The organism is Arenibacter sp. 6A1, assembly GCF_012272855.1.
Classification (GTDB): domain Bacteria; phylum Bacteroidota; class Bacteroidia; order Flavobacteriales; family Flavobacteriaceae; genus Arenibacter.
In genome coordinates, this window is record NZ_JAAXCQ010000008.1 from 17,577 (window position 1) to 41,212 (window position 23,636).

The window sequence follows — 23,636 nt, forward strand, 5'->3', positions numbered from 1 at the left end:
TTTCGTGTAGCTCTTTGTAAAGCTGCTCCCCCTCTTGGGCTCCCTTCGACTACGCTCAGGGTAAACTTCTCGCCCAAGATTTTCAAAATGAAAAAAGCCACTCAAATGAGTGGCTTTTCGTCGCTATGCTCCCCCTCTTGGGCTCGAACCAAGGACCCTCTGATTAACAGTCAGATGCTCTAACCAACTGAGCTAAGGAGGAGTGTTATATTTGCCTTAGCGGCTGCAAATATAATAGGAATTTTAAAACTACCAATCGAATCCAAAATAATTTTACGCCTTATTTTTGTTAAAGTTTTTTAAAGTGAATTTAGTCAAGATAGTAAGGGATCAAGCAAGCTGTATAATTCTTGTTCCAATTAAACAGCTTGCCGCGCTCCACTCTGTTCCGATCGCAATGACGGTCCATTCTCGAACAGATTGCCGCGCACCACTGCGTTCTGCTTGCAATGACTATTGGGCAAAAAAAAAGAGCTACACTTTCGTGTAGCTCTTTGTAAAGCTGCTCCCCCTCTTGGGCTCGAACCAAGGACCCTCTGATTAACAGTCAGATGCTCTAACCAACTGAGCTAAGGAGGAGTGTTATTATATTGCCTTAGCGGGTGCAAAGATAGAAGCTTTTTTAGATTCCCCAAACAAAAACCGAAACTTTTTTAAAAAATATCGGTTTTTGTTTCCAGGCCTAAATAAATCGCTTCACAATATTCCAGATATCGTTCCCAAACACTACTGCCATTAGCCCCATAAGGATCACAAAACCAATAATTTGTCCTGTTTCCAATACTTTTTCACTTGGTTTACGACCCGAAATCATCTCGTATAACAAAAACATCACGTGTCCACCATCCAAGGCCGGAATCGGCAGAATATTTAAAAATGCCAACCATACCGAGAACATCGCCATAAAATTCCAGAAGAACAACCAGTTCCAAGTTTCTGGCATCAGCTCTACAATTCCGATAGGTCCTTTTACCTGCTTATAAGCGCCTGTTTTGGTATTAAAGATTACCTTAAACTGTCGTATCTGATCTGTCAGTACTTGTATGGTTCTGTTATAACCTGCAGGGATGGCCGCAAAAAAGCCGTACTCATCGGTAACCCATAGGTCTTCTGTATCTGATAATACCCCGATAACGCCCTCTTCTGGCACCTGTAATTGCAATTCCTTAATGCCACCATCGCGTTTTACCTGAAGCGCCAAGGATTTATTAGGCGATGCCTTGATGATTTTGGTAAACTGGTCCCAATAGATCACTTCCTCGCCATTGACCGCTAAAATCTCATCTCCCACCAATATTCCGGCCTTTTTGGCTGCCATAGTATCTACTACCGAAGCTATTTTAGCCTTGGACCTGTACCCTAGGAAATTCTTGCCCAAAGTAGAAAAGACCGTTTCTTTCCCCTCATCCGATAATGGAAAGGTTAATTGTTCTCCATCTCTATTTACCGTAATCTTGTCTCCAAGGATGATATCTAACTTGGCATCGGTAAATTTTTTGGTCTTTTTATCATCGACCGCCAAAATCTGATCTCCGGTCTTCAGTCCCAATTGCTCACCAATAGAATCTACTACGATTCCATATTTTAAGTTGTCAGACGGAATATAGCTGTCCCCATTGCTAAACAATAACACCGTATAAATTCCCCATGCCAACAAAAAGTTTACAATAACTCCACCGGTCATTATAATTAAACGTTGCCAAGCTGGCTTAGAACGGAACTCCCATGGTTGGGGCTCTTGTTTCATCTGTTCGGTATCCATGCTCTCGTCTATCATTCCCGAGATCTTGACATAACCGCCCAAAGGCAACCACCCGATACCGTATTCGGTATCGCCTATTTTCTTTTTGAAAAGTGAAAACTTTACATCGAAAAACAAATAGAACTTCTCTACTTTGGTTTTAAAATATTTTGCTGGAAGAAAATGGCCCAATTCGTGAAGAATGACCAAAATGGATATGATGAGTACAAACTGTACTATCTGAATTGCTACTGTCATTAAATCTCTGTTTAATTTTATAAAACAAACAAAAGTACATTTTTAGAAAGTCTTAAAAAAAGAAACTATGAAGGCGTACTAATTTTTAAGAAACAATTAGCAGCAAAACACCCCCCTTTTCCTTGAAATGTCGTACCGTGTAGTCTACCTTTGTAAAAAAAAACATGCTTTCTTATTTCAGTAAATTAAAATCTAGGGGGATAGCCCTTTTTATTGTTTCTTCCATCATCGTTTTTTTGTTCTATCACGCCCTGCAGCCCCAGAAAATACTACCGATCTACCAACCTGCCATGGTAAACTTTGAGTTGGTAGACACTACCATGCAGCACATTAAGAAATACCATACCGTAGCCGATTTTTCCTTTGTGAACCAAAACGGAAAAGAGATTACCCAGGCAGATTATGAGGGCAAGATATATATAGCCGATTTTTTCTTTACCACCTGCCCTACCATTTGCCCTATTATGACCAAAAATATGGCCGACATCCAACAAAAGATCTTAAATGATGAGGAGGTGATGTTGCTTTCACATACGGTTACCCCGGATATCGATTCTGTACCCCAATTAAAAGAATATGCCCTGGAACAAGGCGTCTTGGACCACAAATGGAACTTGGTCACGGGCGATAAGAAAGAACTCTACGAAATGGCAAGAAAATCGTATATGGCGGTTAAAACCGATGGCGATGGCGGTCCCTACGATATGATCCATACCGAGAACTTTATCCTGGTCGACAAGGAAAGAAGAATCAGAGGTTTTTATGACGGGACAAAATCCGAGGATATAGAAAAATTATTGGAAGACTTGGAAATCCTAAAATCGTCTTACCAGAAAAAATAAAATAGCAATACATTCCCCATAAATGGAGAAATTTTAAGAATTCTTTAATTTATTTTCCCCCTTTAATGGCGCTTTTTGTTTATTTTTGCTCTTAATTAAAATCAATCTAAATAAAAATTGATTACAACCGTAGCACATTTAAAACGAGGGCAAAGGGGAATCATCAAAGAATTTGCCGAAGGAATACTTCCCATAAAACTATTGGAAATGGGATGTTTGCCCGGCAATGAAATAGAATTGGTTCAGGTAGCCCCTTTAAAGGACCCCATTTATATTAATGTCAATGGATCGCACATCGCCATTAGGCGTGCCATGGCAGAATTAATAGAGTTAGAAATCATTGAAGATTCTCCCTTACTATGAGTAAACAGATCAAGGTTGCATTAATAGGCAACCCCAACACTGGTAAAACCTCCGTTTTTAATCAACTTACTGGCTTAAAACAAAAGGTGGGCAACTACCCGGGCATCACCGTAGAGAAAAAAGAAGGTGTTTGCAAACTGCCAAGGGGCGTAAAGGCCCATATCCTGGATTTACCCGGGACTTATAGCCTTAATACGACCTCTTTGGACGAAAGTGTGGCGGTAGAATTATTGCTGAACAAGAACGACAAGGACTATCCGGATGTTGCCGTCGTAATTAGCGATGTAGAGAACCTAAAGCGTAACCTGTTACTGTTTACCCAAATAAAGGATCTTAAAATCCCTACCATCCTAGTCATCAATATGGCCGATAGGATGAGCCGTACCGGGATTTCCCTGGATATAGACCTCCTAGAAGAAAAACTAGATACTAAAATTGCCTTGGTCAGTACCAGAAAAGGTACGGGTATAGACCGTATAAAGGAACTAATAGCCGATTATAAAAACCTTTCTGTAGGGCCGGTGATCGATACTACCGTTATTGCTCCCGCCTATTTTGACAAACTAAAGGACACCTTCCCCAAGGAAGATTTATATAAGTTGTGGCTGGTCATCACCCAGGACGTCAACTTTATGCCCATAGAGAAGACCCCTATCAAGATACCGTCCGATTTTGCTACCAAATCCAAGCCAGAATTAAAGCGCTTACAGCAAAAGGAAACCATCCTACGATATCAATTTATAAACGGCATCTTAAAACAGGCCTATAAGGTCGATATTAATGCCGCCAAAGGCCTACGGGCCAGTTTGGACAAGATTTTGACCCATAAGGTTTTTGGGTACTTGATCTTTTTTGTGATTTTGCTCACTATTTTCCAAGCGATCTACGATTGGAGCAGCTACCCAATGGATTTCATAGACGAGCTTTTTGCCTCTTCCAGTGAATGGGTAAAAGATACGTTACCGCCTGGGGTCTTCACCGACCTAGTCGCCGAGGGTATCCTCGCCGGTATTGGGGGAGTCGTTATTTTTATCCCTCAAATTGCCTTTTTATTCCTTTTTATAGCCCTCTTGGAAGAGTCGGGCTATATGAGTAGAGTGGTATTCTTAATGGACCGTTTAATGCGTCCCTTTGGATTGAGCGGTAAGAGTGTGGTACCGTTAATTTCCGGTACCGCCTGTGCTATCCCGGCCATTATGGCCACCAGAACCATTGAAAACTGGAAGGAACGCCTTATCACCATATTGGTCACTCCCTTTACCACCTGTTCTGCCCGTTTGCCGGTGTACCTGATTATTATTGCCCTGGTCATTCCCGAAGGCCGATTCTTGGGACTCAGCTATCAGGCATTGACCCTTATGTTCCTGTACCTTATTGGGTTTGGGGCGGCGATTGTTTCGGCCATGATCCTCAATAAAATCATGAAAATAAAAGGGAAGTCCTTTTTTGTGATGGAAATGCCCAATTACAAACTCCCCCTACTAAAAAATGTGGTCTATACCGTTTGGGAAAAGACTAAAAGTTTTGTCCTAGGGGCTGGTAAAATAATCTTGGCTTTTTCTATTATCCTATGGTTCTTGGGCTCTAACGGCTATGCAGACGACTTTGAAAATGCCGAGACCATTGTAGCGAACAGGATTGAAAAAGAAGGCTTTACCGATTATAACAACAATAATATAACCGAAAACCTTACGGCATATAAAGCAGCCTTACAAGACAGCATACAACAAAAAACTTATACTATTACTGCCCAGGCCCTTCAAGATTCCCTAGCGTTAAAGCAAGAAATCTTGTTCCAAAAGGCCAAAAACCAGGAAATAGCAGGCCATAAATTAGAGAATTCCTATATGGGATATATGGGCAAGGCCATAGAACCTATTGTACGCCCCTTGGGATACGATTGGAAAATTGGTATTGCCGTACTGACTTCCTTTGCCGCAAGAGAGGTGTTTGTAGGTACCCTGGCCACTATTTACAGTGTGGGTAGCGACGAGGAAGAAACCATTAAAAACAGAATGGGCGCCGAAATAGATTCGGTTACCAAAAAGCCATTGTTTAACCTGGCTTCCGGTATTTCCCTATTGCTGTTCTACGCCTTTGCCATGCAGTGTATGAGTACCTTAGCCATTGTAAAACGCGAAACGGGCACCTGGAAATGGCCAGCCGCCCAACTAGTATTTATGAGTCTTTTTGCGTATATTATAGCATTAATAGCGTATCAACTATTAAAGTAATGATGAACATAATTCAACATATTCTAGTCTATATTACCTTGGCCCTGGCTGTAGGATATATCACCAAGAAATTCTTCTTGCCCAAGTCTTTATTTGCCGGCAAAAGAAAGAACAATAAAAAGAATTGTGGCGACGGCGGTTGCGGTTGTTCCTAGTATCAGTAGTAGGAACAAACCCACCCTGCCCATTTTCTTGGCCTATAGACAGCTCTGCCAATTGTGGTGAATAATACCCCTTTTTTTAAGTTGGGCGTTCCCCTAGCGGGTCGCTCTTTCCGCTATATCTTTTTTAAAGGCCCCTTGGCCCTCTAAAAAAGGATGCCGCTGCAATAGCTAACGCGGGATTCTGTGAAAAGAGAGAAGAGAGAAAAGAAAAAAGAGGATCACACCTCAAATACACCGAGTTGCATTTGCCGTGGGTGGCCAGCCAAGCGATGTCTATGCCATTATTCTACAAATAGAAAGATTTTTTAATACTATATCTTACTCTAACTACAGTGTTAAAAAATGTTTGTTACCATATTGGTAACTATTTAGTATCTTTGAGTGAAAGAATTGTGATGCGAGAGTAATCGCTAAACGAATTTTACGAGATTTTTGGGTAAAACATGCTGATTGCGAACAGCAACTAAAATCATGGTTCAGAGAAACCGAAAAATCTAATTGGAATAACATTAATGAATTAAAAAGTGAGTATCCAAGCGCAAGTATTCTAAAAGACAATCGAATAGTTTATAACATAAAAGGCAATAATTATCGTTTGATTGTAAAATTCAACTTTGAATACCAAATATGTTGGATACGTTTTATTGGTACTCACGCGGAATACGATAAAATAGATTCAAACAACATCTAATCATGAACATAAAACCTATTAGAAACGAAGAAGACTATCAGAACGCTCTCGACCGCCTTGAGATAATTTTTGATGCTAAAAAAGGATCTGAACATGGCGATGAATTAGAAATCCTTTCCATTCTGATTGACCGCTACGAAAACGAACAGTTTCCCATGGCCATGCCTGACCCTATTGAGGCCATTAAATTCCGAATGGAACAATTAGGCATGAAACAAAAAGACCTGGTAGCCGTTGTAGGATATAAAAGTAGAGTCAGTGAAATTCTAAGTAAAAAACGCAAACTGACTTTGGATATCATTAGAAAACTGAACACAAGCCTACATATTCCGACTGAAGTTTTAGTTCAAGAGTATTAAAAATAAGTAACAGCTACTCTGTAGTCATTATACATCCTACCTTATTTCTTTCTTGGCAGATTGAGTCATTGCCAAATTGTTTATTGTAGATGCGTTAGGGATCGCAGCGGCATCCCCGCAGCGGAGCAAGGGATATAGCGAAGAGCCCGACCCCTTAGGGAAACGCCCAAAACTTTTACAGTAAACAGCAACGAATTAACAATGTCTAAAAACGGCCAACCTTCCTCAGGAAAGTACGCCTTCCTAGACTATGTTTTGGATAAAGGAATATAGCAACAGCCCCCAACCGATCACTAATAAGAGTCCGCCCAATGGCGTAATAGGGCCTAAAAACCGCATTTTTTTTCCTTTGGCAGCACTTAAACAAAGTCCGTAAATGCTGAAGGAAAACAAGAACACTCCTAGGATAAAACAATAGACCATGCTGCGTTCTAAAGAGGTTTCCAAATTGAAATTAAACCCTAAAACCAATAACACTATGGCGTGGTACATTTGATATTTTACACCGGTTTCAAAACTTTTTAACTGCTCTTCGCTCATGATCTTTTTTAAAGCATGCGCCCCAAAGGCACCAAAAATTACTGCCAATAAACCATAAAGTGCGCCGATAAACTGTGCCAAAAGAACCATATATTTTTTTAGGGATAAATATAAGGAAAGGAAGCAGGCTAATTAAACCAAACTTTTATATTCATATCCCCGTGCACCTCAAAGGCACAATCTTTAAAGCCAGGGGGACCAAAAGTTTTCATTTTAGCCATGGAAAAACCTATGGCTTCCTTGGGAATCCCCAACCAATTGGTGTCTAGGGTATCATTGCTATTTTCGTCGTGGAAAACCGCTACCGCATATTCCCCATTGGGCAAATCGTCTATCACCACTTTGGTTATTTTTTCCTTGGCAACCGTACTGTCTGTCTTAAAAACCTTGTCGAATTTTAAAAATCCGTTCGCCTCATTATATACGGCAACACTGATCTTGCCTTTGTCCGAGGATACCCCCTGCACCTCTACCGAGAGCTTGTATTGAGACATCGCCACCAAGGGCAAGAATAGAAAAAGAAGCAATAATTGTTTCATGGCTTTATAGTAACTATTTGATTTGCAAATATAAAGCCAAAATAAACCCGATTTACTCCTTGGCCAAATTAATTTTTTGCGCTAAAAAATCGTAGGTTGCTTTTGTTTCCGTACTGTCCGAAAAATTAAGGAACAGCTGTAACGAATCTTGGTACACCACCCTTATTTTGGGCTGGGAAAGCTTGTCTACATATACATACACCTTCTTCTCCCCTATGCTGTCCTTAAACACTCCCTTTTCTGTTTCCTTGACCGAAAATCCGTTGATGCGTTCCAAGGAGGGGATCTTTTTAACCATGCTTATACTATCCAATTCTGCAAAGGGAATTTCCAAAAAATAAATCCCGGACAAGATCTGAAAGGAGTCTTTCTCTATCTTGGTCCAGTTTTTAACATGTGCCGTATAGGCTATGGCAACCACCAATAGGGTTACCACAATAAGGATATTGAGCAACCAGGGTCTTGTTTTAGTTGGTTTCATATGTAATATCTATTGTTTTTTTTTAGCGGTCATACTTCGGCTGCGCTCAGTACAGCTATGTACTTCGCATATCGTCATTCGTATTTGCGACCGGTTTTCGGTATTGCTCATTTAACACTACTCTTGGGTAGGCGTCTTATATTTTTCGAACCAGGCTAAAATGTTCGCCACTTTGGTAATCAGATTACTTGGTCTACTGGCGATTCCGTGGCTTGCTTCTGGAATTTCGATCAGTATGGTTTCTATTTTTCGCAGCTTTAAAGCATGGTACAATTGCTTGGCTTCACTAGGAGGAGTCCTTAAGTCGTCCATTCCGACCATCACCATGGTAGGGGTCTCTATATTCCCTACCAAGGACAGTGGCGAAAATTTCCAATAGTCCTCAAAGTTTTCCCAAGGTTGCCCCGGTAATCTAGAATGGGCATAGCCAAAATAATTATCGGCCACCAAGGTTTTGCTAATCCAGTTGATCACGGGCTTTATCACCGCTGCGGCCTCAAACCTGTTATTTTTTCCTATCATCCATGTAGACATAATACCCCCTGCACTACCGCCGGTAACGAACAACTGCTCTTCGTGGGCGATCCCCATGGCTATACAATGGTCTACCCCATCCATCACATCGTTATAATCTTCTCCTGGGTAATTATGGTACAAAAGATTCCCAAATTCCTCTCCATAACTAGTACTTCCTCTAGGGTTTGGATAAAAAACAACATACCCAGCGGCGGCGAAAAGCTGCATCTCTGCCGAAAATCGGTCCCCATAATTCAAAATAGGTCCCCCGTGGTTCTCTACCATAAAAGGATACTTTTTGGTAGGGTCATAATTCGGTGGATACACGACCCAGCCTTGTAATTTTCGCTGATCTACCGAGGAGGTGTACCATACTTCTTTGACCTCTCCCAAGGTTCTAAATCCTAGTAGGGCCCCGTTAAGATCGGTGATCTTTGTAGGCCGTTTGTCCTTTGGAGCTATAACGGCCAATTCTGAGGGATATTGTGGCCTTGTTTGGGTAAAGGCAATGCTTCCCTTATCGGACACGCTAAAAGAGCCGCTGGCATAGGGGCGCCCTAAGGTGGTCCCCCCCATATTATCGGCAAGTTTCTGTACCTTCCCTGTCAAGGAAATATAGCCTATTTTACTGTTTCCATATTCGTCATACGAAAAGTAGAGCCCTTTGCTATCGGCGGCCCAAATAATATTGCTGATATCCCTATCCAGTGCTTCGGAAAGCACTCTTTTGTTGTTTCCATCAACATCCATCAGCTGTAAGCGGGTCAGTTGATAGGCTTGTACCTTATCTTCATAGCCCAAATATGCAATATACTTTCCGTTAGGCGATACCGAAGGATTTTTGTCGGGTCCCGGCCTATCGGTCAGCTGTTTTATGGTCTGGCTAAATACATTCACGGAATAGAGTTCGCTATTTCTAAAATCGTACTCCCAATCTTCATGTCTATTGGCCGTAAAAAAGATCTCCTGTCCGTCTACGGACCAAGACAAGGATCCCCTATGGTGATAATCGCCACTGGTAAGTTGACGTACTGCACCCCCGTCGGCGGGAATCACAAAAACATGGTCGAAACCAGGGTTTATATATCCTCGTCCATCGCCTTCGTGATACACTCTATCGGTAATTCTCGGTGCCGCTGCCCATTTTGCCCCCTTTGGTTTTTTGGGCATTTTTGCCGCTACAGGAGCCTCCTTTTCTACATTCATGGTAAAGGCCAAGGCAGTGCCTTGAGGCGACCATGTTAGGGAAGCCGGACTAAAAGGGAGCTGGGAAATCTTGGCCAGCTTGCCAGAAGTTACCCAATAAATATATATTTCGGCCCCTTCCTTGGTAGCACTGATAAACGCCAACCGGTCGCCCTTAGGGGACCAAACCGCCTGGGATTCGCTCACCTCGCGAGCGGTAATCTTTTGATGTTGGGAGCCGTCGGGTTTTATCATCCATAAATTACCCACTGCCTTATCCTCCATAATATCAAATCCCATCCTGCGATATACGATCCAATCGCCTTGGGGAGATATCTGAGGGTCCGATACGTATTCTAAATCAAATACATCTAAATAAGAAAATACCTTTTCCTGCGTCTGGGCAAGGCTTAACAAGGGAATTAAAAGAAATAACAAAAATCTACATGACATGCCAATAAATTTATAAGGTGATGAAGATCCTAAAAGATCAACCCAAAAATAATGGCTAATTCCTTCTAAAAAAAAACTATTATCCCCTAAACAAAAAGAATCGCTCTTTCATGTCTTCAATGGCGGCACTTTTGTTGGTAATAATATAATTAATAGCCTCGGTAGTAAAGATTCTTCCTTTCTCGGTCAGGGAAATGATATGGTCGTCAATGGTAATCATATTATTCTTCAAGGCCAGGTCTACTACGGATGTGGCCCGAACCTTATGCCAGTTGATATGCTCGTTTAGGTGATTGATGTGTCGTTCCGATTTTTCCTGATGATTTTGCAAGTGAAGCAAAAACGTCAGTAAATGCACTTCTATTTTTTGTCGTTTTTGACGATGCAATACAGAGATCAACCCGCTATTGGGAGCGAAGAGGTAGATTATTAAAAACAGCATTCCCAATACCGTGGTTATAGACCCTGCGATAGAGGCATCTAACCAATGTGCCATCCAATACCCCGCAAGTGCCGCGATGACCCCAAAAATACAGGCCAATACCAGCATTTTTTTAAGGTCCTTTATCAGCAAATACGCCATGGCAGGGGGTGCAATCATTAAGGCTACCACCAGTATGGCCCCTACGGCATCAAAGGCCCCTACCGTGGTCACAGAGGCGATGCTCATAAGACCATAATGCATTAAAACCGGCGAAAACCCAAGGGTAGCCGCCAATTGCTTGTCAAAAGTACTGATCTTAAGCTCCTTGAAAAAGGAAATCAATAGCCCTAAGGTAATGAGCAAAATGGTCCCGATGACCCAAAGCGATTTAGGCCCTACATCGGTTCCGCCAATCAACAACCGGTCAAAAGGAGCAAAGGCCAACTCCCCCAACAAAACGGCGTCGACATCTAAATGTACATCCCCGGCATTCTTAGCGATTAGGATCACCCCAATACTAAAGAGAGCCGGAAAAACTAGCCCAATGGCGGTATCTTCCTTCACCAATCCCGTTTTCTGAATGTATTCTACCATCACCACGGTGATGATACCACTAAGGGCTGCCAATAATATCAACCAAGGGGAGTTTAAATCCTCGGTCAGAAAAAAACCGATTACGATTCCGGGAAGGATAGAATGACTAATGGCATCACTGATCATGGCCATTTTACGGAGTACCAAAAAGGCCCCGGGAATAGCACAGGCAATAGCGACGATACAGGCTATAAGTTGTATTTCTATTTGGGCGCTAGTCATTTAACAAATTGTCTTGTTGGTTATATAAATTGATGGCCTTTTCATACCCTTTTGGTGTTAAGGACCACATAGGCCCATCGACCGTAATGTACTCCCTATCGGCAAGGCTTTTAAGGGAGTTCTTGGTATAGCCTTGAAAATTATTTAAGATCTTAACCGCATGGGGATGGGAAATATCCTGATGGGTTTTGGCGATCTCGTACATAAAATGCAATGTTTTATGCAGTTGAAGGTCATTTCGATTTTTCCATTGCCTGATTTGTTTAAACAACAGGCCTCTACCTGGGGAAAAAATAAAGGAGACCACCACAAAAAAAGCAGCGATCAACACAATCACCGGACCTGTAGACAGGTTGTTGGAAGTGGCACTTATCGCAGTTCCGAAGATCCCGGACAAGGCCCCAAATACCGCTGCCAAGAAAATCATGACGGCTAAATTATTGGTCCATTGCCGTGCAGCGGCCGCCGGCGCCAATAACATGGCACTCATAAGCACTACCCCTACTGTTTGTAATCCTATGACGATGGACAAAACGATTAATGCGGTCATGACCACATCTAAAAAACGGGTATTGAACCCTAGGGATTTTGTGTAATCGGCATCAAAATGCTGCAGTTTAAATTCTTTCCAAAAGACCACCAATACTACGAGGGCAATAAGCATTACCCCGCCCATTAACCATACGTCGCTTTCTACCAAGGTTGCGGCCTGCCCAAAAAGATATTTGTCCAATCCGGCCTGTTGGGCATTGGGCATTTTTTGAACAAAAGTGAGCAACAACATTCCAAACCCAAAAAACAAGGAAAGGATAAGCCCTAAGGCAGTATCGGATTTTAAATGGGTTTTTGTTATGATTCCCTTGATCCAAAAAGTCCCTATCAGTCCGCTTATCAAGGCCCCTACCAATAAGGTGTTGCTATTTTTTGCCCCGGTAATTAGAAAGGCAATGACAATCCCCGGTAAGGCGGCATGGGAAATAGCATCTCCTAGCAGACTTTGTTTTCTAAGCACGGCAAAACTCCCCAACATACCGCAAACAATCCCGAGAATAGCAGTCCCCAGGGTAATGGTACGCAGGGTATAGTCGGTAAATACTAAGGAAAAATATTCTTGTACAGACATACGCTATTATTGTAAAACGCTCACCTTATAGTTAATACCATAGGTCTTGGTAAGGTTGTCGTCGTTAAAGATATCCTTTACAGAGCCCGTGGCTATTTTTTTGACATTCAAGAAAGTCACCCAATCAAAATATTCAGGGACGGTTTGCAGATCGTGGTGCACCACCACGACCGTTTTCCCTTCTTTACGCAATTCCTTCAGAATATTGATGATCGCTTTTTCGGTGGTGGCATCGACCCCTTGGAAGGGTTCGTCCATAATATAGATACTCGCTTGTTGCACTAAGGCCCTTGCTAAAAATATCCGTTGTTGTTGTCCCCCGCTGAGCTGACTGATCTGACGGCTCCTAAATTCGAGCATCCCTACTTTTTCCAAGGCCTCCAAGGCCTCTTTCTTCTGTTTCCGCCCCGGTCTTTTAATCCACCCCAAACTGCCGTAGGTTCCCATCATCACTACATCTAGTGCGGTGGTAGGAAAATCCCAGTCGACACTTCCTTTTTGAGGAACATAGGCCACCTCTTTGTATTGTTTTTTATAAGGCTTTCCAAAAATTTCCACGGAACCGGCAATAGGCTTAATAATATCGAGCATTGCCTTTATCAGCGTAGATTTTCCGGCCCCATTAGGCCCAACAATAGCCATAAGCACTCCTTCTGGAACAGAAAGGTCAATATCCCATAATACAGGCTTAAAGTTGTAGGCTACAGTAAGGTCGTCTACTTTTATAGCTATTTTTTCCTTCATTTTAAATGCTGTATTACACTATTATTTTAAGGCGCTAACGATGGTATTGACGTTGTACTTAAACATCCCTATATACGTACCTTCTATAGTTCCCCTTGTCCCCAAAGCATCGGAATACAAACTGCCCCCAATAGTTACTTGGTGCCCTTTAGAAGCTACCGATGCCTGCAAGGCTTCGATGGTCCTTCTTGGTACCGAGGTCTCTATAAATATAGATTTCACCTTATTTTCAATAATAAACTCGGACAGTTGCTGTACATCTTGTACCCCTGCCTCTGTAGCCGTAGAGATCCCTTGAAGCCCCAATACCTGAAAGCCATAGGCCTCCCCAAAATAATTGAAGGCGTCATGGGCGGTCACCAAAATGCGCTTTTCTGCTGGCAGCGTGCCAATGATATCCTTAATTTCCTTTTCCAGTACCTCGAGCTCTTCTAGGTAACGAGCACTGTTTTCAGCAAACAAGGCTGCATTTTTAGGATCGGCTTCCTGCAATTTCTGAGCCGTATATTGGGTTATTTCTTTCCAGAAATCGATATTAAACCAAATATGCGGATCGTAGTTAGAGGCGAAATATTCCGAGGCCAACAAACCCTTTTTATCCAACACATCAGTTACCGCCACCGTTTTCTTGTGCTGTTTTTCCATTTTTTCGAAAATCTCTACCAATTTCCCCTCTAAATGGAGTCCGCTATAAAAAACCATATCGGCCGTAAACAACTTATTGACGTCGCCTTCGCTTGCCTTGTACAAGTGAGGATCGACCCCACTGCCCATAAGACCTTGAATTTCTATGGCATCGCCACCTATTTGCTGCAACAGATCGGTGAGCATGGAGGTGGTGGTAACCACCTTAAGTTTTCCGTTCGAATCTTTTTTTGGACTGTCCTTACACCCCATCATCATTCCAAACAAGAGTAGTACTCCTATAATTACTTTTCCCTTTCCCATAGCTAATAGCCCTTGTCGATTCGTCATTTCTTTATGCTGTATGTGCTTCCCCATTATTGTTCGTTAATTTTAATATAGAGGTTCGATGCAATCTGATGCGATATCTGCATGTTGTTTTGGTTGATGCTAATGTTTAAAGACCCATCAAACTCTTCTATTTCCAATACTTCTATTTGATGCCCCAAAGCAATATGATTTCGGTCCAAGAATTTTAAAAAACTTGCCGAAGAATCCTTTACGCCAACACAGACCCCTTTGGTGCCTATTTCCACTTCACTCAACAACTTCCTATCGCGTTCCTTAAAATCGCCGTTCTTGTCCGGAATGGGGTCGCCGTGCGGATCAAACTTGGGATAATCTAACAACTTATCTAGCCTATCTATTAGCTTATCGCTCTTTATATGCTCTAATTGCTCGGCTATATCGTGAATTTCATCCCAGGAAAAATCTAATTTCTCCACTAAAAACACCTCCCAAAGCCTGTGTTTTCTAACAATCCCCAAGGCGGTTTGCGTTCCCAAATCTGTTAAGGATACCCCTTGGTACCTCTTGTAGTTTACCAAGTCTTTTTCCGACAACTTCTTAATCATATCCGTTACCGAAGAAGGTTTGGTCTCCATTAGTTCGGCTATCGCATTGGTAGACACAGCTTCCATTCCTTGCCTCCCTAAATGGAATATTGTCTTAATATAATTTTCCTCTGACCGTGTCATTAAATTATTGTTTACACAAAAATACATTTTTAAATCTAAAAACAAATTTTTAGCTTTGCCTAAATTATTATTTACACTAATGAAGAAGATAAGTTTTTTAATCCTAATTCTATTGCCTGTCACCTTATTGGCACAAACAAGCACTATTGAAGGACGGGTAAAAGCCGACGGAGAGCCCTTGGCATGGGCAAGCATACAGTTAGAAGGAACCACTTTAGGGACTACCACGGACGAGGACGGGTATTATACCTTAAAAGCTCCAAAGGGTTCCTACACCCTTTTCTGTAAAAGTATTGGATACACTACGGGAGAAAAGAAAATTCAACTGCAGACTGCCAAATTAAAGGTTGACTTTAATTTAAAAGAAGACGTCATGGGCTTGGAACAGGTCGTCGTTACCGGTACCAGAACGGATAAAAGACGGACAGATTCCCCAGTAATCGTAAACCTCATCAACAGTCAAACCCTAGACAATGTGGTGGCGACCAACCTTTCGGAGGGCCTTCGTTTTCAGCCGGGATTACGTGTAGAGACCGATTGCCAGACCTGTAATTACACCCAATTGCGAATGAACGGCCTGCAGGGTGGTTATTCCCAAATCTTAATCAACGGCCGCCCTATCTTCAGTCCACTTACCGGACTCTACGGTATGGAACAGATACCTTCTAATATGATAGACCGTATAGAAGTGGTCCGTGGCGGGGTATCGGCACTCTATGGCTCTAGTGCCATTGGGGGTACGGTAAACGTTATCACAAAAATCCCAAAAAACAATAATTACAACCTTACCTATACCTACCAGAGCATAGACGGGGCTACCAACGATCATATTATAGATGGAAATGCCACGGTGGTTAACGAAAAACGAAATGCAGGAGCTACCTTCTTTGTCAACAAACGAGACCGAGGTACCTACGATGCCAATGGCGACAATTTTTCGGAATTGCCCCAATTAAAAACCAACTCCTTTGGTACCAACCTTTTTTACCTTCCGGCAGAAAATCAAAAATTAGAAGCCAGTATCAGCAGTATTAACGAATACCGCTATGGTGGTGAAATAGTAGACAAGCCAGCCCATATGGCCCAACAATCCGAAGAAAGAACCCATAATGTACTTATGGGAAGCTTGGATTATCAGATAAATTTTAACGAAGAAAAAAGCTCCTTGATCTTTTATTACGGCGGACAACATACCGATCGCGATCATTATACCGGGATTATTCCGGATGATGAAGAGGAACGCCAAGACTTTTTCGTCTCTCCTCCGTATGGTACCTCTGCGGTTACCACCCATCAGGGAGGCATACAGTACAATCATAAGGTAAACACGTTTTTAGGCGGAAAAACCGTCCTTACGGTGGGTGCCGAATATGTATATGACGATGTGTTGGATATTATAGAGGCTTATAACTATAACATAGACCAGACCACAAAAAACTTCGGTGGCTTTTTTCAAAATGATTGGGATATAACACCAGACTTAAACTTTCTTAGTGGGTTTAGGGTAGACAAACATAATTTGCTAGAGAAGGCTATTGTTAGCCCAAGACTTTCCCTGCTCTACAAATGGAACAAGGAAACCCAGTTTAGACTAGGATGGGGAACCGGATTCCGCGCCCCACAGGCTTTTGATACCGATTTGCACATTGCTTTTTCCGGTGGCGGGATATCTAGGATTTCCCTGGCCGATGACCTATGGGAAGAACGCTCTAACAGCTTTACGGCTTCTATTAATTACGATAAGGCTACGGAACATTTTATTGCAGGTTTTACCTTGGAAGGATTCTATACCAATCTAAAGGATGCTTTTTATTTATTTCCTTTGGGTGAAGACCAGTTTGGCGAGCAATTTGAAAAAAGAAACGGTAGCGGCGCTACTGTGAAGGGTATTACCTTGGAAACAAGGGCCAATTTTGACTATGTGCTACAAATAGATGCCGGAGTAACCGTACAGTCGAGCCTTTTTAAAGATGCTGTTCTTAATATAGACGGCTTGGCCCCAAAAAGGGAGTTTTTAAGGACGCCAGATACCTACGGGTATGCGACCCTCACCTATACGCCTACCAAAAAGATTAACATAAGTACCAATTTGGTATATACTGGCACTATGGATATCGCTCATTTTGGAGGAGAAGGCACTGGCCAATTGGTAGATGAGTATGTTAGCTCGCCCTCCTTTACAGAATTAAGCCTCAGAGCGGGCTACACTTTCGAATTTCCCAATACAAGTACTGCGGTGGAATTATTTACTGGGGTAAAGAACCTTACCAATGCTTATCAGCAAGATTTTGATCTGAACAAAAACAGGGATAGCAATTATATATATGGACCAGGATTACCAAGAACCATATTTGCCGGAATTCGCATAAAATCTTTTTAAACATGTACAAAAAAGCAACATGTCTATTATTTATTATGACCAGCCTACTGTTCTTCAGTACGGCTGGTCTTGCTCAAACGCAAGGACAGATAAATTGGCTAAGCTTTGCACAATTGGAAGATTCCCTTAGGGTGGCACCCAAAAAAGTATTCATCGATTTTTATGCAGACTGGTGCGGCCCTTGCCTAAAAATGCAAGAAGTAGCCTTTAAGGACCCAGAAGTAATTCGAATTATAAACTCCGATTTCTATGCCGTACAAATGAATGTAGAAACAAGGGACACCATTTATTTTGGTCAACAAATTTTTGTCAATAAAAGATGGAAAAAACGCAATCCAATACACGAAATCCCGTTATTAATGGCCAGTAGGAAAGATGCTCCTTTTACCCTGCCTGCCCTAGTATTCCTCGATGAGAATTTTAAGGCGACGGCCCGGTATTTTCAATATTTAGACCCCCAACAACTACTTGCTATTTTACAAAAATAGTACAGTCCCACTTCCAGACAATCTTATGGAACTATTGGGGAGCACCAAGATTATAATTTGTATTTTTGAAGGGATCACAGCGGTTTAGGACAAACATATCTCCTGAGATTGCAAGAGTACATTATACAGATTATATTTTCATGACCACATACGATTATATTATTGTTGGCGCTGGCGCAGCCGGATTAATGCTTGCCGATGCCCTGGGAAAAGACCCTTTTTTTTCCAATACCACTATTTTAATCCTAGAAAAAGACAGTAAACAGCACAATGATCGCACTTGGTGTTTTTGGGAACCGGGTGAAGGTAGCTTTACCCCTATCCTTCACAAAAGCTGGAACCAGCTCTTTTTTGCCGGCAAGGCCTATTCTGAAAACATGGCCACAGCGCCTTACACATATAAAATGGTCCGAGGCAGGGACTTTTATATTTCCTATTTGGAGCGTTTAAAAAAGTATCCCAATATTTCCTTTGCCAACAGAACGGTTACAGGCATAAAAGATAAAACCACCGAAGTGGAGGTCGCTACCGATAAAGAGACTTTTACGGCCAAAAAGGTATTTAACAGTGCATTTGATTATCACAAGTTATTGCAGCAAGACCAATACCCTGTTCTACAACAACACTTTTTAGGATGGTTTGTAAAAACCGTAAAACCCACCTTTCATCCAGACCGAGCTACCTTTATGGATTTTTCCATTCCACAAAATGGGAATACCAGGTTTATGTACGTATTACCAAGCTCGGAAACGGAAGCCCTCATAGAATACACCCTTTTCTCTAAAAAAGTGTTGTCGCAAAGCGAATATGAAGATGCCCTAACAACCTATCTTAAAGAAAACCTGGGGTGCGATGACTATGAAATAACAGCCGTTGAAAAAGGGAATATTCCAATGAGCTGTTTTGACTATAATACTTTTAACAGCCAAAATGTATTGCATATAGGAATTGCCGGAGGCTGGGCAAAAGCCAGTTCTGGTTATACTTTTATGCCTTCCTTTAAAAAATCGAAGCAATTGGTGCAGTTTCTAAAAACGGAAAAGCCCTTACATACCTTCCTTAAAAAAGATCGCTTCTGGTTCTACGACTTGCTGTTATTAGATATTTTGGACCATGACAATAGTCAGGGCCGTTTAATTTTTGAGCAGCTTTTTAAAAACCAAACTCCCAAAAAAATCTTTAAATTCCTGGATGAGGAAACAACCCTATGGGAAGACCTACAAATTATTGCTGCCTGCCCTAAATTACTATTTATTAAAGCGCTGTTGCGCAGGTTGCTGTAACCTCTTTTTACACCTCTCGTTGCATAAGGGAGGTTCCAAAGGCCCTTAGCAGTTGTTTTTTATCCTCGCTCACGTTCAGTAATTCTAAAGTTTTAAACGCTTTTTCGGTATAGTCCTCTATTTCCTGAAGGGTACGGGTAACGGCATTGGTGTCTACAAACAATTCCTTCACCGTGGCTATTTTATGGGCCGCATCTTGTGGCTTTATAGAAAATAGGTGCTCTAGTTCCCTTTTTTGTTCAGGACTCCCCATTTCCAAGGCTTTTAAATACAAGAAGGTCTTTTTATTTTCAATAATATCACCTCCTACCTGTTTCCCAAAGGTCTTTGGATCACCAAAGGCATCTAAATAGTCGTCTTGTAATTGAAAGGCGATTCCAAGGTTTTTCCCAAAATCGTAAATAAGGTCCTGACTATCTTCCCTAGTTTCGGCAATAATAGCCCCCATTTTCATGGCCGCAGCCACCAATACGGCTGTTTTATAGGCAATCATCCTAAGGTATTCGGGGATACTTACATCGTCTCTTTCCTCAAAATCTACATCGTATTGTTGTCCTTCACATACCTGCATAGCAGTTTGGCTAAACAAATGCATCAATTCTTTGAAGGCTTGTGGCGGATAACTCTCAAAAAGTTGGTAACTATAAATAAGCATGGCATCACCAGACAATATTCCGGTATTCACATCCCACTTCTTATGTACAGTTTCCTTTCCCCTTCGCAAAGGAGCCTCATCCATGATATCGTCATGTACCAACGAAAAATTATGAAAAACTTCAATGGCCAAGGCAGCATCAAAGGCTTTTTTGTAATCGGCGCCAAAAATTTCGGCCGACATAAGGGTTAGCACAGGACGCAAACGTTTCCCGCCCAATCCAAGAATATAGGTGATGGGTTCGTATAAGTTTTTTGGTTCCTTGGTCGCTATCTTAGTTTCCATATAGGAAAGAAAATCTTCGCGGTACTGTTCGATGCTGTGCATAAAGCCAATTTTTTTTCAAAAATACACTAAATCAAATCACTTCCAATTCTAAAGTAAAATCCTTTCCCTTGCTCCCCAATTATCATTCCTTTCACCAAAACTAAAATACTCTGGAAACTTTTATTGTTTTTTTAGTTTCCTTCGTATCTTTGCAGCCTGTTATGAAAGAAATAATTTTAGATAAGGCCACAGAGATGTTTTTGAACCTAGGGTTTAAAAGTGTTACCATGGACGATTTGGCCCAGGAATTGGGAATTTCCAAAAAAACCATTTATACCCACTTTAATAATAAAACCAAACTGATAGAGGCCTGTACTATGCAGGTATACGGCGCCATAACCCAAGGGATAGACACTATATGTGCTTTGAACAAGGATCCTATTTCTGAACTGTACGAGATTAAAAAGTTTGTGATGATCCACCTGAAAAACGAACAGTCTTCGCCCCAGTACCAGCTACAGAAATACTACCCAAAAATTTATGACACTATTCGGCAAAAGCAATTTGAACACGTACAGGATTGTGTCGTCGAAAATATGGAAAGAGGAATTGCAGAGGGGATCTATCGAAAAAATTTAGACGTAAATTTTGCTTCTAGGATATATTTTTCCGGGATTACCAGCATTAAGGATCACTCCATTTTCCCCACCGACCTTTTTCTTATAACCGATTTAATGGACAATTTTTTGGAATACCATCTTCGCGGTATCATCAATAAGGAAGGCCGTAAAATTTTAAATAATTTAATAGACGCTAACATCGATTAATAAACACTACATGCTTCATTTAGACAATCAACAATTAAAACACATGAGGAATAGCATATTTGCCTTTGTGGCGCTTTTCACCGTCCTTCTTGGTAATTCTCAGGAACAACCCCATAGTTTCACCTTAGAGGAAGCTATAAGTTTTGCCTTGGAAAACAATTATCAGACCATTAATGCAGATAGGGATTTATTGGATGCCAAAAAGCAAAAATGGGAAACTATAGCCACAGGGCTCCCTCAGATAAACGGAGATATCGGCTATCAAAACCAGCTGAAACAACAAGTTTCCTTGATTCCTGCCGAGTTTGGCGGGGGAACGCCAGGAACTTTTATTCCGGTCGTCTTTGGACAACCACAAACGGCCAATGCCAAAGTTACCCTAAAGCAACAAATTTTTGACGGCTCTTATATCGTTGGGATACAGGCTGCAAGGACCTTTATTAATTACAGCAAAAACAATAAGGAAAAAACAGACCTTGAGGTCCGTAAGGCAGTAGTAGAAGCCTATGGCAATGTGTTATTGGCACAAGAGAGCATTAGCATATTAGAAAAAAACAAGGTCAACTTGGAAAAGAACCTCTTGGAGTCACAAAAACTATTCGAGAACGGTTTGGGAGATGAAGAAAGTGCTGAGCAGTTGCAAATCACCCTCTCTTCGGTAGACAATCAACTTAAAAACTCCATCCGTCTAGAGGGCATTACCCAGCAGATGTTAAATTTAATCATGGGGATCGATATTGAAGCGCCAACACAACTGAAAGATAACCTCAACGATTTGGCACAGAACCAGATCCGTTTAGATTTATTGGATTCCGATTTTGTGATCGATAACAATGTCGATTTTAAAATAATCACTAATCTAAACGAACAAAGGGCTTTAGAGCTAAAACTGCAAAAAAGCATGGCCTTGCCAAAACTTAACGCTTTTATCAATTATGGCAGCACCTCCTATAGCGATAGCTTCAACTTTTTCAGCAATGATGCCGAATGGTTCGATGCCTCCGTATTTGGGGTAGATTTAACGATTCCTATATTTAGTTCTCTAGGAAGATCGGCCAAAACACAACGTGCCAAAATTGCTTTGGATAAGGCAAAAACACAGCTGAAAGAAACAGCACAAAACTTAAGGCTAGAACACCAAAGTGCCAAAAGCAACTATTTGTTCGCTATTGAAGAATACCAAACCGCCAAGGAGAACTTAGGTTTGGCAGAACGCATCGAACATAAAAATCAGATAAAATTTACAGAAGGACTTGCCTCTAGTTTTGAACTACGACAGGCCCAAACCCAACTCTATACGGCCCAACAAGAATATTTACAATCCATGGTAAATGTCATCAATCAGAAAACAGCCTTGGAAACCGTATTGAATAAAAAATAAGATTGAAACACAATCAAAAACTAACACTATCTATCTCTAATACTCATACAATGAAAAAAATAGTATCCTTATTCGTTACTGGAATTTTACTTTCCTCTTGCGGAGATACCCCATCATCATCCATAGAAAACTTAATTTCCGAAGGAAACCTTGAGGCCATTCGCCAAAAGAAAACCGAAATTTCGGCACAACAGAAAGAATTAAACAAAGAAATAAGACAATTAGATTCTGTCATTGCTCTACTCGACCAGAACAATAATTTTCCCTTGGTTACTACTGTAGTGTCCAAAACGGAAAAATTTAATCACTATCTAGATCTACTAGGCGATGTAAAAACAAAGCAGAACGTATTGATCTATCCAGAATCCCAAGGCCTATTACAAAAGGTATATGTCACAAAAGGACAACAGGTAACTAAGGGCCAACTATTGGCTACCATAGACGATGGTGGTCTAAGCAGCCAATTGGCACAGTTAAAAACCCAGGCAGCCCTGGCACAAACAACTTTTGAGCGTCAAAAGCGTTTATGGGAACAAAAAATAGGATCCGAAATTCAGTACTTGCAGGCCAAAGCCAATTATGAAGGAACCAATAACAACGTAAAACAATTGGAAAGCCAATTGAGCAAATCTAATATAAGAGCTCCTTTTTCGGGTATTATAGATGATGTAATCAAGGATCAAGGTACGGTTGTCGCTCCTGGTCCCGGTTCCGAAATATTTAGGATTATCAATCTTTCCGAAATGTATATAGAGGTAGAAGTTCCCGAAAACTATATCAATACGGTCACCAAAGGGAAAGAAGCCATCGTTTATTTCCCCATCTTGGGCGATAGTGTTGTGACCAGTATCCGTGAAACCGGAAACTACATCAACCCTAGCAATCGTTCCTTTGCCATAGAAATTCCGGTTCCCAACAAAAATGGGATGATAAAACCCAACCTCAACGCCAAGGTGAGCATTAACGACTATACCAATGAGAATGCCATATTACTGCCACAAGGTATCATCTCAGAAAATGCCATGGGCGAACAATATGCTTATGTGGCACTTTCTCCCAATGCAGACGGTGAAGCTAGGGCCCAGAAGACCGTTATTGCTACCGGAAAAACCCAAGGGGCTTATATAGAAGTGCTTTCTGGCATTGACGCTGGCATGCACGTGATCAAAGAGGGAGCAAGAAGTGTAAAAGACGGACAAATCGTAAAAATATTAAACTAAG

General features: G+C 41.5%; 23 protein-coding genes and 2 tRNA genes. 12 read left to right on the forward strand and 13 right to left on the reverse strand.

What is annotated here, in order from left to right; all coding sequences use genetic code 11:
* Positions 1-128: 128 nt before the first annotated feature.
* The 3 genes from HCG49_RS08770 to rseP form a co-directional block, all read right to left on the reverse strand.
* A tRNA-Asn gene (locus HCG49_RS08770) sits at positions 129-202 on the reverse strand.
* 303 nt (positions 203-505) lie between these two features.
* Positions 506-579: transfer RNA gene (locus tag HCG49_RS08775), tRNA-Asn, on the reverse strand.
* A 103-nt stretch (positions 580-682) separates the two neighbouring features.
* A complete protein-coding gene (gene rseP / locus HCG49_RS08780; RefSeq protein ID WP_168469162.1) occupies positions 683-1,999 on the reverse strand; it encodes an RIP metalloprotease RseP in 1,317 nt (438 codons plus the stop codon).
* A gap of 164 nt (positions 2,000-2,163) precedes the next feature.
* Between rseP and HCG49_RS08785 the strand changes: the two genes are divergently transcribed.
* The 6 genes from HCG49_RS08785 (at position 2,164) to HCG49_RS08810 (ending at position 6,652) form a co-directional block, all read left to right on the forward strand.
* Entirely contained in the window at positions 2,164-2,841 is a 678-nt protein-coding gene (locus HCG49_RS08785; RefSeq protein ID WP_168469163.1) for an SCO family protein, read from the forward strand.
* A gap of 117 nt (positions 2,842-2,958) precedes the next feature.
* Positions 2,959-3,204 (forward strand): ferrous iron transport protein A, encoded by a 246-nt coding sequence (locus HCG49_RS08790; RefSeq protein ID WP_168469164.1) that lies wholly within the window; start codon positions 2,959-2,961, stop codon positions 3,202-3,204.
* A complete protein-coding gene (gene feoB / locus HCG49_RS08795) occupies positions 3,201-5,438 on the forward strand; it encodes a ferrous iron transport protein B (protein WP_168469165.1) in 2,238 nt (745 codons plus the stop codon). Before HCG49_RS08790 ends, feoB begins: the two co-directional genes overlap by 4 nt.
* A complete protein-coding gene (locus HCG49_RS08800; protein ID WP_168469149.1) occupies positions 5,438-5,593 on the forward strand; it encodes a hypothetical protein in 156 nt (51 codons plus the stop codon). The genes feoB and HCG49_RS08800 overlap by 1 nt, the downstream gene beginning before the upstream one ends.
* A gap of 415 nt (positions 5,594-6,008) precedes the next feature.
* Positions 6,009-6,293: a type II toxin-antitoxin system HigB family toxin gene (locus tag HCG49_RS08805; protein WP_168469359.1), complete on the forward strand. Its 285-nt coding sequence runs from the start codon at positions 6,009-6,011 to the stop codon at positions 6,291-6,293.
* Positions 6,294-6,295: 2 nt separating this feature from the next.
* On the forward strand, positions 6,296-6,652 hold the full coding sequence (locus tag HCG49_RS08810) for a type II toxin-antitoxin system HigA family antitoxin (protein WP_168469166.1): 357 nt from the start codon (positions 6,296-6,298) through the stop codon (positions 6,650-6,652).
* Between the two features lie 243 nt (positions 6,653-6,895).
* Here the strand turns inward: HCG49_RS08810 and HCG49_RS08815 are convergent, their stop codons facing one another.
* The 9 genes from HCG49_RS08815 to HCG49_RS08855 all read right to left on the reverse strand — a co-directional run bounded on the left by HCG49_RS08815 (position 6,896) and on the right by HCG49_RS08855 (position 15,134).
* Positions 6,896-7,282 carry a DUF423 domain-containing protein gene (locus HCG49_RS08815; protein WP_168469167.1) on the reverse strand — a complete coding sequence of 129 codons (387 nt, stop codon included), beginning with the start codon at positions 7,280-7,282 and terminating at the stop codon, positions 6,896-6,898.
* Positions 7,283-7,320: 38 nt separating this feature from the next.
* The gene (locus HCG49_RS08820) at positions 7,321-7,731 is read right to left on the reverse strand and encodes a DUF2141 domain-containing protein (RefSeq protein ID WP_168469168.1); all 411 of its coding nucleotides are present in this window, start codon (positions 7,729-7,731) and stop codon (positions 7,321-7,323) included.
* Positions 7,732-7,783: 52 nt separating this feature from the next.
* Positions 7,784-8,212, reverse strand: coding sequence for a hypothetical protein (locus HCG49_RS08825; protein ID WP_168469169.1), 429 nt, complete (start codon positions 8,210-8,212; stop codon positions 7,784-7,786).
* Between the two features lie 117 nt (positions 8,213-8,329).
* On the reverse strand, positions 8,330-10,366 hold the full coding sequence (locus tag HCG49_RS08830; protein ID WP_168469170.1) for a prolyl oligopeptidase family serine peptidase: 2,037 nt from the start codon (positions 10,364-10,366) through the stop codon (positions 8,330-8,332).
* Positions 10,367-10,445: 79 nt separating this feature from the next.
* On the reverse strand, positions 10,446-11,606 hold the full coding sequence (locus HCG49_RS08835) for a metal ABC transporter permease (RefSeq protein WP_168469171.1): 1,161 nt from the start codon (positions 11,604-11,606) through the stop codon (positions 10,446-10,448).
* Positions 11,599-12,729 carry a metal ABC transporter permease gene (locus tag HCG49_RS08840; RefSeq protein WP_168469172.1) on the reverse strand — a complete coding sequence of 377 codons (1,131 nt, stop codon included), beginning with the start codon at positions 12,727-12,729 and terminating at the stop codon, positions 11,599-11,601. Before HCG49_RS08840 ends, HCG49_RS08835 begins: the two co-directional genes overlap by 8 nt.
* Positions 12,730-12,735: 6 nt before the next feature.
* Positions 12,736-13,473, reverse strand: coding sequence for a metal ABC transporter ATP-binding protein (locus HCG49_RS08845; protein WP_168469173.1), 738 nt, complete (start codon positions 13,471-13,473; stop codon positions 12,736-12,738).
* 21 nt (positions 13,474-13,494) lie between these two features.
* Entirely contained in the window at positions 13,495-14,421 is a 927-nt protein-coding gene (locus HCG49_RS08850; protein ID WP_168469360.1) for a metal ABC transporter solute-binding protein, Zn/Mn family, read from the reverse strand.
* Positions 14,422-14,474: 53 nt separating this feature from the next.
* Positions 14,475-15,134 (reverse strand): metal-dependent transcriptional regulator, encoded by a 660-nt coding sequence (locus HCG49_RS08855; RefSeq protein WP_168469174.1) that lies wholly within the window; start codon positions 15,132-15,134, stop codon positions 14,475-14,477.
* Positions 15,135-15,213: 79 nt separating this feature from the next.
* Between HCG49_RS08855 and HCG49_RS08860 the strand changes: the two genes are divergently transcribed.
* From HCG49_RS08860 to HCG49_RS08870, 3 genes are all read left to right on the forward strand, one after another.
* Positions 15,214-17,514 carry a TonB-dependent receptor domain-containing protein gene (locus HCG49_RS08860; RefSeq protein WP_168469175.1) on the forward strand — a complete coding sequence of 767 codons (2,301 nt, stop codon included), beginning with the start codon at positions 15,214-15,216 and terminating at the stop codon, positions 17,512-17,514.
* Positions 17,515-17,516: 2 nt separating this feature from the next.
* Positions 17,517-18,002: a thioredoxin family protein gene (locus HCG49_RS08865; RefSeq protein ID WP_168469176.1), complete on the forward strand. Its 486-nt coding sequence runs from the start codon at positions 17,517-17,519 to the stop codon at positions 18,000-18,002.
* A 140-nt stretch (positions 18,003-18,142) separates the two neighbouring features.
* Positions 18,143-19,285, forward strand: a complete 1,143-nt coding sequence (locus HCG49_RS08870; RefSeq protein ID WP_168469177.1) for a lycopene cyclase family protein — start codon at positions 18,143-18,145, stop codon at positions 19,283-19,285.
* 7 nt (positions 19,286-19,292) lie between these two features.
* Here HCG49_RS08870 and HCG49_RS08875 read toward each other — a convergent pair whose 3' ends face one another.
* Positions 19,293-20,267: a polyprenyl synthetase family protein gene (locus HCG49_RS08875; protein WP_168469178.1), complete on the reverse strand. Its 975-nt coding sequence runs from the start codon at positions 20,265-20,267 to the stop codon at positions 19,293-19,295.
* A 161-nt stretch (positions 20,268-20,428) separates the two neighbouring features.
* Between HCG49_RS08875 and HCG49_RS08880 the strand changes: the two genes are divergently transcribed.
* The 3 genes from HCG49_RS08880 to HCG49_RS08890 are packed head-to-tail and all read left to right on the forward strand — an operon-like array spanning position 20,429 to position 23,635.
* Positions 20,429-21,034 (forward strand): TetR/AcrR family transcriptional regulator, encoded by a 606-nt coding sequence (locus HCG49_RS08880; RefSeq protein WP_168469179.1) that lies wholly within the window; start codon positions 20,429-20,431, stop codon positions 21,032-21,034.
* A gap of 43 nt (positions 21,035-21,077) precedes the next feature.
* On the forward strand, positions 21,078-22,415 hold the full coding sequence (locus HCG49_RS08885) for a TolC family protein (RefSeq protein WP_168469180.1): 1,338 nt from the start codon (positions 21,078-21,080) through the stop codon (positions 22,413-22,415).
* A 50-nt stretch (positions 22,416-22,465) separates the two neighbouring features.
* A complete protein-coding gene (locus HCG49_RS08890; RefSeq protein WP_168469181.1) occupies positions 22,466-23,635 on the forward strand; it encodes an efflux RND transporter periplasmic adaptor subunit in 1,170 nt (389 codons plus the stop codon).
* Position 23,636 lies beyond the last annotated feature (1 nt).

Excerpts from the sequence above, each read along its gene's own strand:
- rseP (WP_168469162.1), bottom strand. The coding sequence starts at position 1,999 with ATGACAGTAGCAATTCAGATAGTACAGTTTGTACTCATCATATCCATT.
- HCG49_RS08785 (WP_168469163.1), top strand. The coding sequence starts at position 2,164 with ATGCTTTCTTATTTCAGTAAATTAAAATCTAGGGGGATAGCCCTTTTT.
- feoB (WP_168469165.1), top strand. The coding sequence starts at position 3,201 with ATGAGTAAACAGATCAAGGTTGCATTAATAGGCAACCCCAACACTGGT.
- HCG49_RS08800 (WP_168469149.1), top strand. The coding sequence starts at position 5,438 with ATGATGAACATAATTCAACATATTCTAGTCTATATTACCTTGGCCCTG.
- HCG49_RS08810 (WP_168469166.1), top strand. The coding sequence starts at position 6,296 with ATGAACATAAAACCTATTAGAAACGAAGAAGACTATCAGAACGCTCTC.
- HCG49_RS08815 (WP_168469167.1), bottom strand. The coding sequence starts at position 7,282 with ATGGTTCTTTTGGCACAGTTTATCGGCGCACTTTATGGTTTATTGGCA.
- HCG49_RS08820 (WP_168469168.1), bottom strand. The coding sequence starts at position 7,731 with ATGAAACAATTATTGCTTCTTTTTCTATTCTTGCCCTTGGTGGCGATG.
- HCG49_RS08825 (WP_168469169.1), bottom strand. The coding sequence starts at position 8,212 with ATGAAACCAACTAAAACAAGACCCTGGTTGCTCAATATCCTTATTGTG.
- HCG49_RS08830 (WP_168469170.1), bottom strand. The coding sequence starts at position 10,366 with ATGTCATGTAGATTTTTGTTATTTCTTTTAATTCCCTTGTTAAGCCTT.
- HCG49_RS08835 (WP_168469171.1), bottom strand. The coding sequence starts at position 11,606 with ATGACTAGCGCCCAAATAGAAATACAACTTATAGCCTGTATCGTCGCT.
- HCG49_RS08840 (WP_168469172.1), bottom strand. The coding sequence starts at position 12,729 with ATGTCTGTACAAGAATATTTTTCCTTAGTATTTACCGACTATACCCTG.
- HCG49_RS08845 (WP_168469173.1), bottom strand. The coding sequence starts at position 13,473 with ATGAAGGAAAAAATAGCTATAAAAGTAGACGACCTTACTGTAGCCTAC.
- HCG49_RS08850 (WP_168469360.1), bottom strand. The coding sequence starts at position 14,421 with ATGGGAAAGGGAAAAGTAATTATAGGAGTACTACTCTTGTTTGGAATG.
- HCG49_RS08855 (WP_168469174.1), bottom strand. The coding sequence starts at position 15,134 with ATGACACGGTCAGAGGAAAATTATATTAAGACAATATTCCATTTAGGG.
- HCG49_RS08860 (WP_168469175.1), top strand. The coding sequence starts at position 15,214 with ATGAAGAAGATAAGTTTTTTAATCCTAATTCTATTGCCTGTCACCTTA.
- HCG49_RS08865 (WP_168469176.1), top strand. The coding sequence starts at position 17,517 with ATGTACAAAAAAGCAACATGTCTATTATTTATTATGACCAGCCTACTG.
- HCG49_RS08870 (WP_168469177.1), top strand. The coding sequence starts at position 18,143 with ATGACCACATACGATTATATTATTGTTGGCGCTGGCGCAGCCGGATTA.
- HCG49_RS08875 (WP_168469178.1), bottom strand. The coding sequence starts at position 20,267 with ATGCACAGCATCGAACAGTACCGCGAAGATTTTCTTTCCTATATGGAA.
- HCG49_RS08880 (WP_168469179.1), top strand. The coding sequence starts at position 20,429 with ATGAAAGAAATAATTTTAGATAAGGCCACAGAGATGTTTTTGAACCTA.
- HCG49_RS08885 (WP_168469180.1), top strand. The coding sequence starts at position 21,078 with ATGAGGAATAGCATATTTGCCTTTGTGGCGCTTTTCACCGTCCTTCTT.
- HCG49_RS08890 (WP_168469181.1), top strand. The coding sequence starts at position 22,466 with ATGAAAAAAATAGTATCCTTATTCGTTACTGGAATTTTACTTTCCTCT.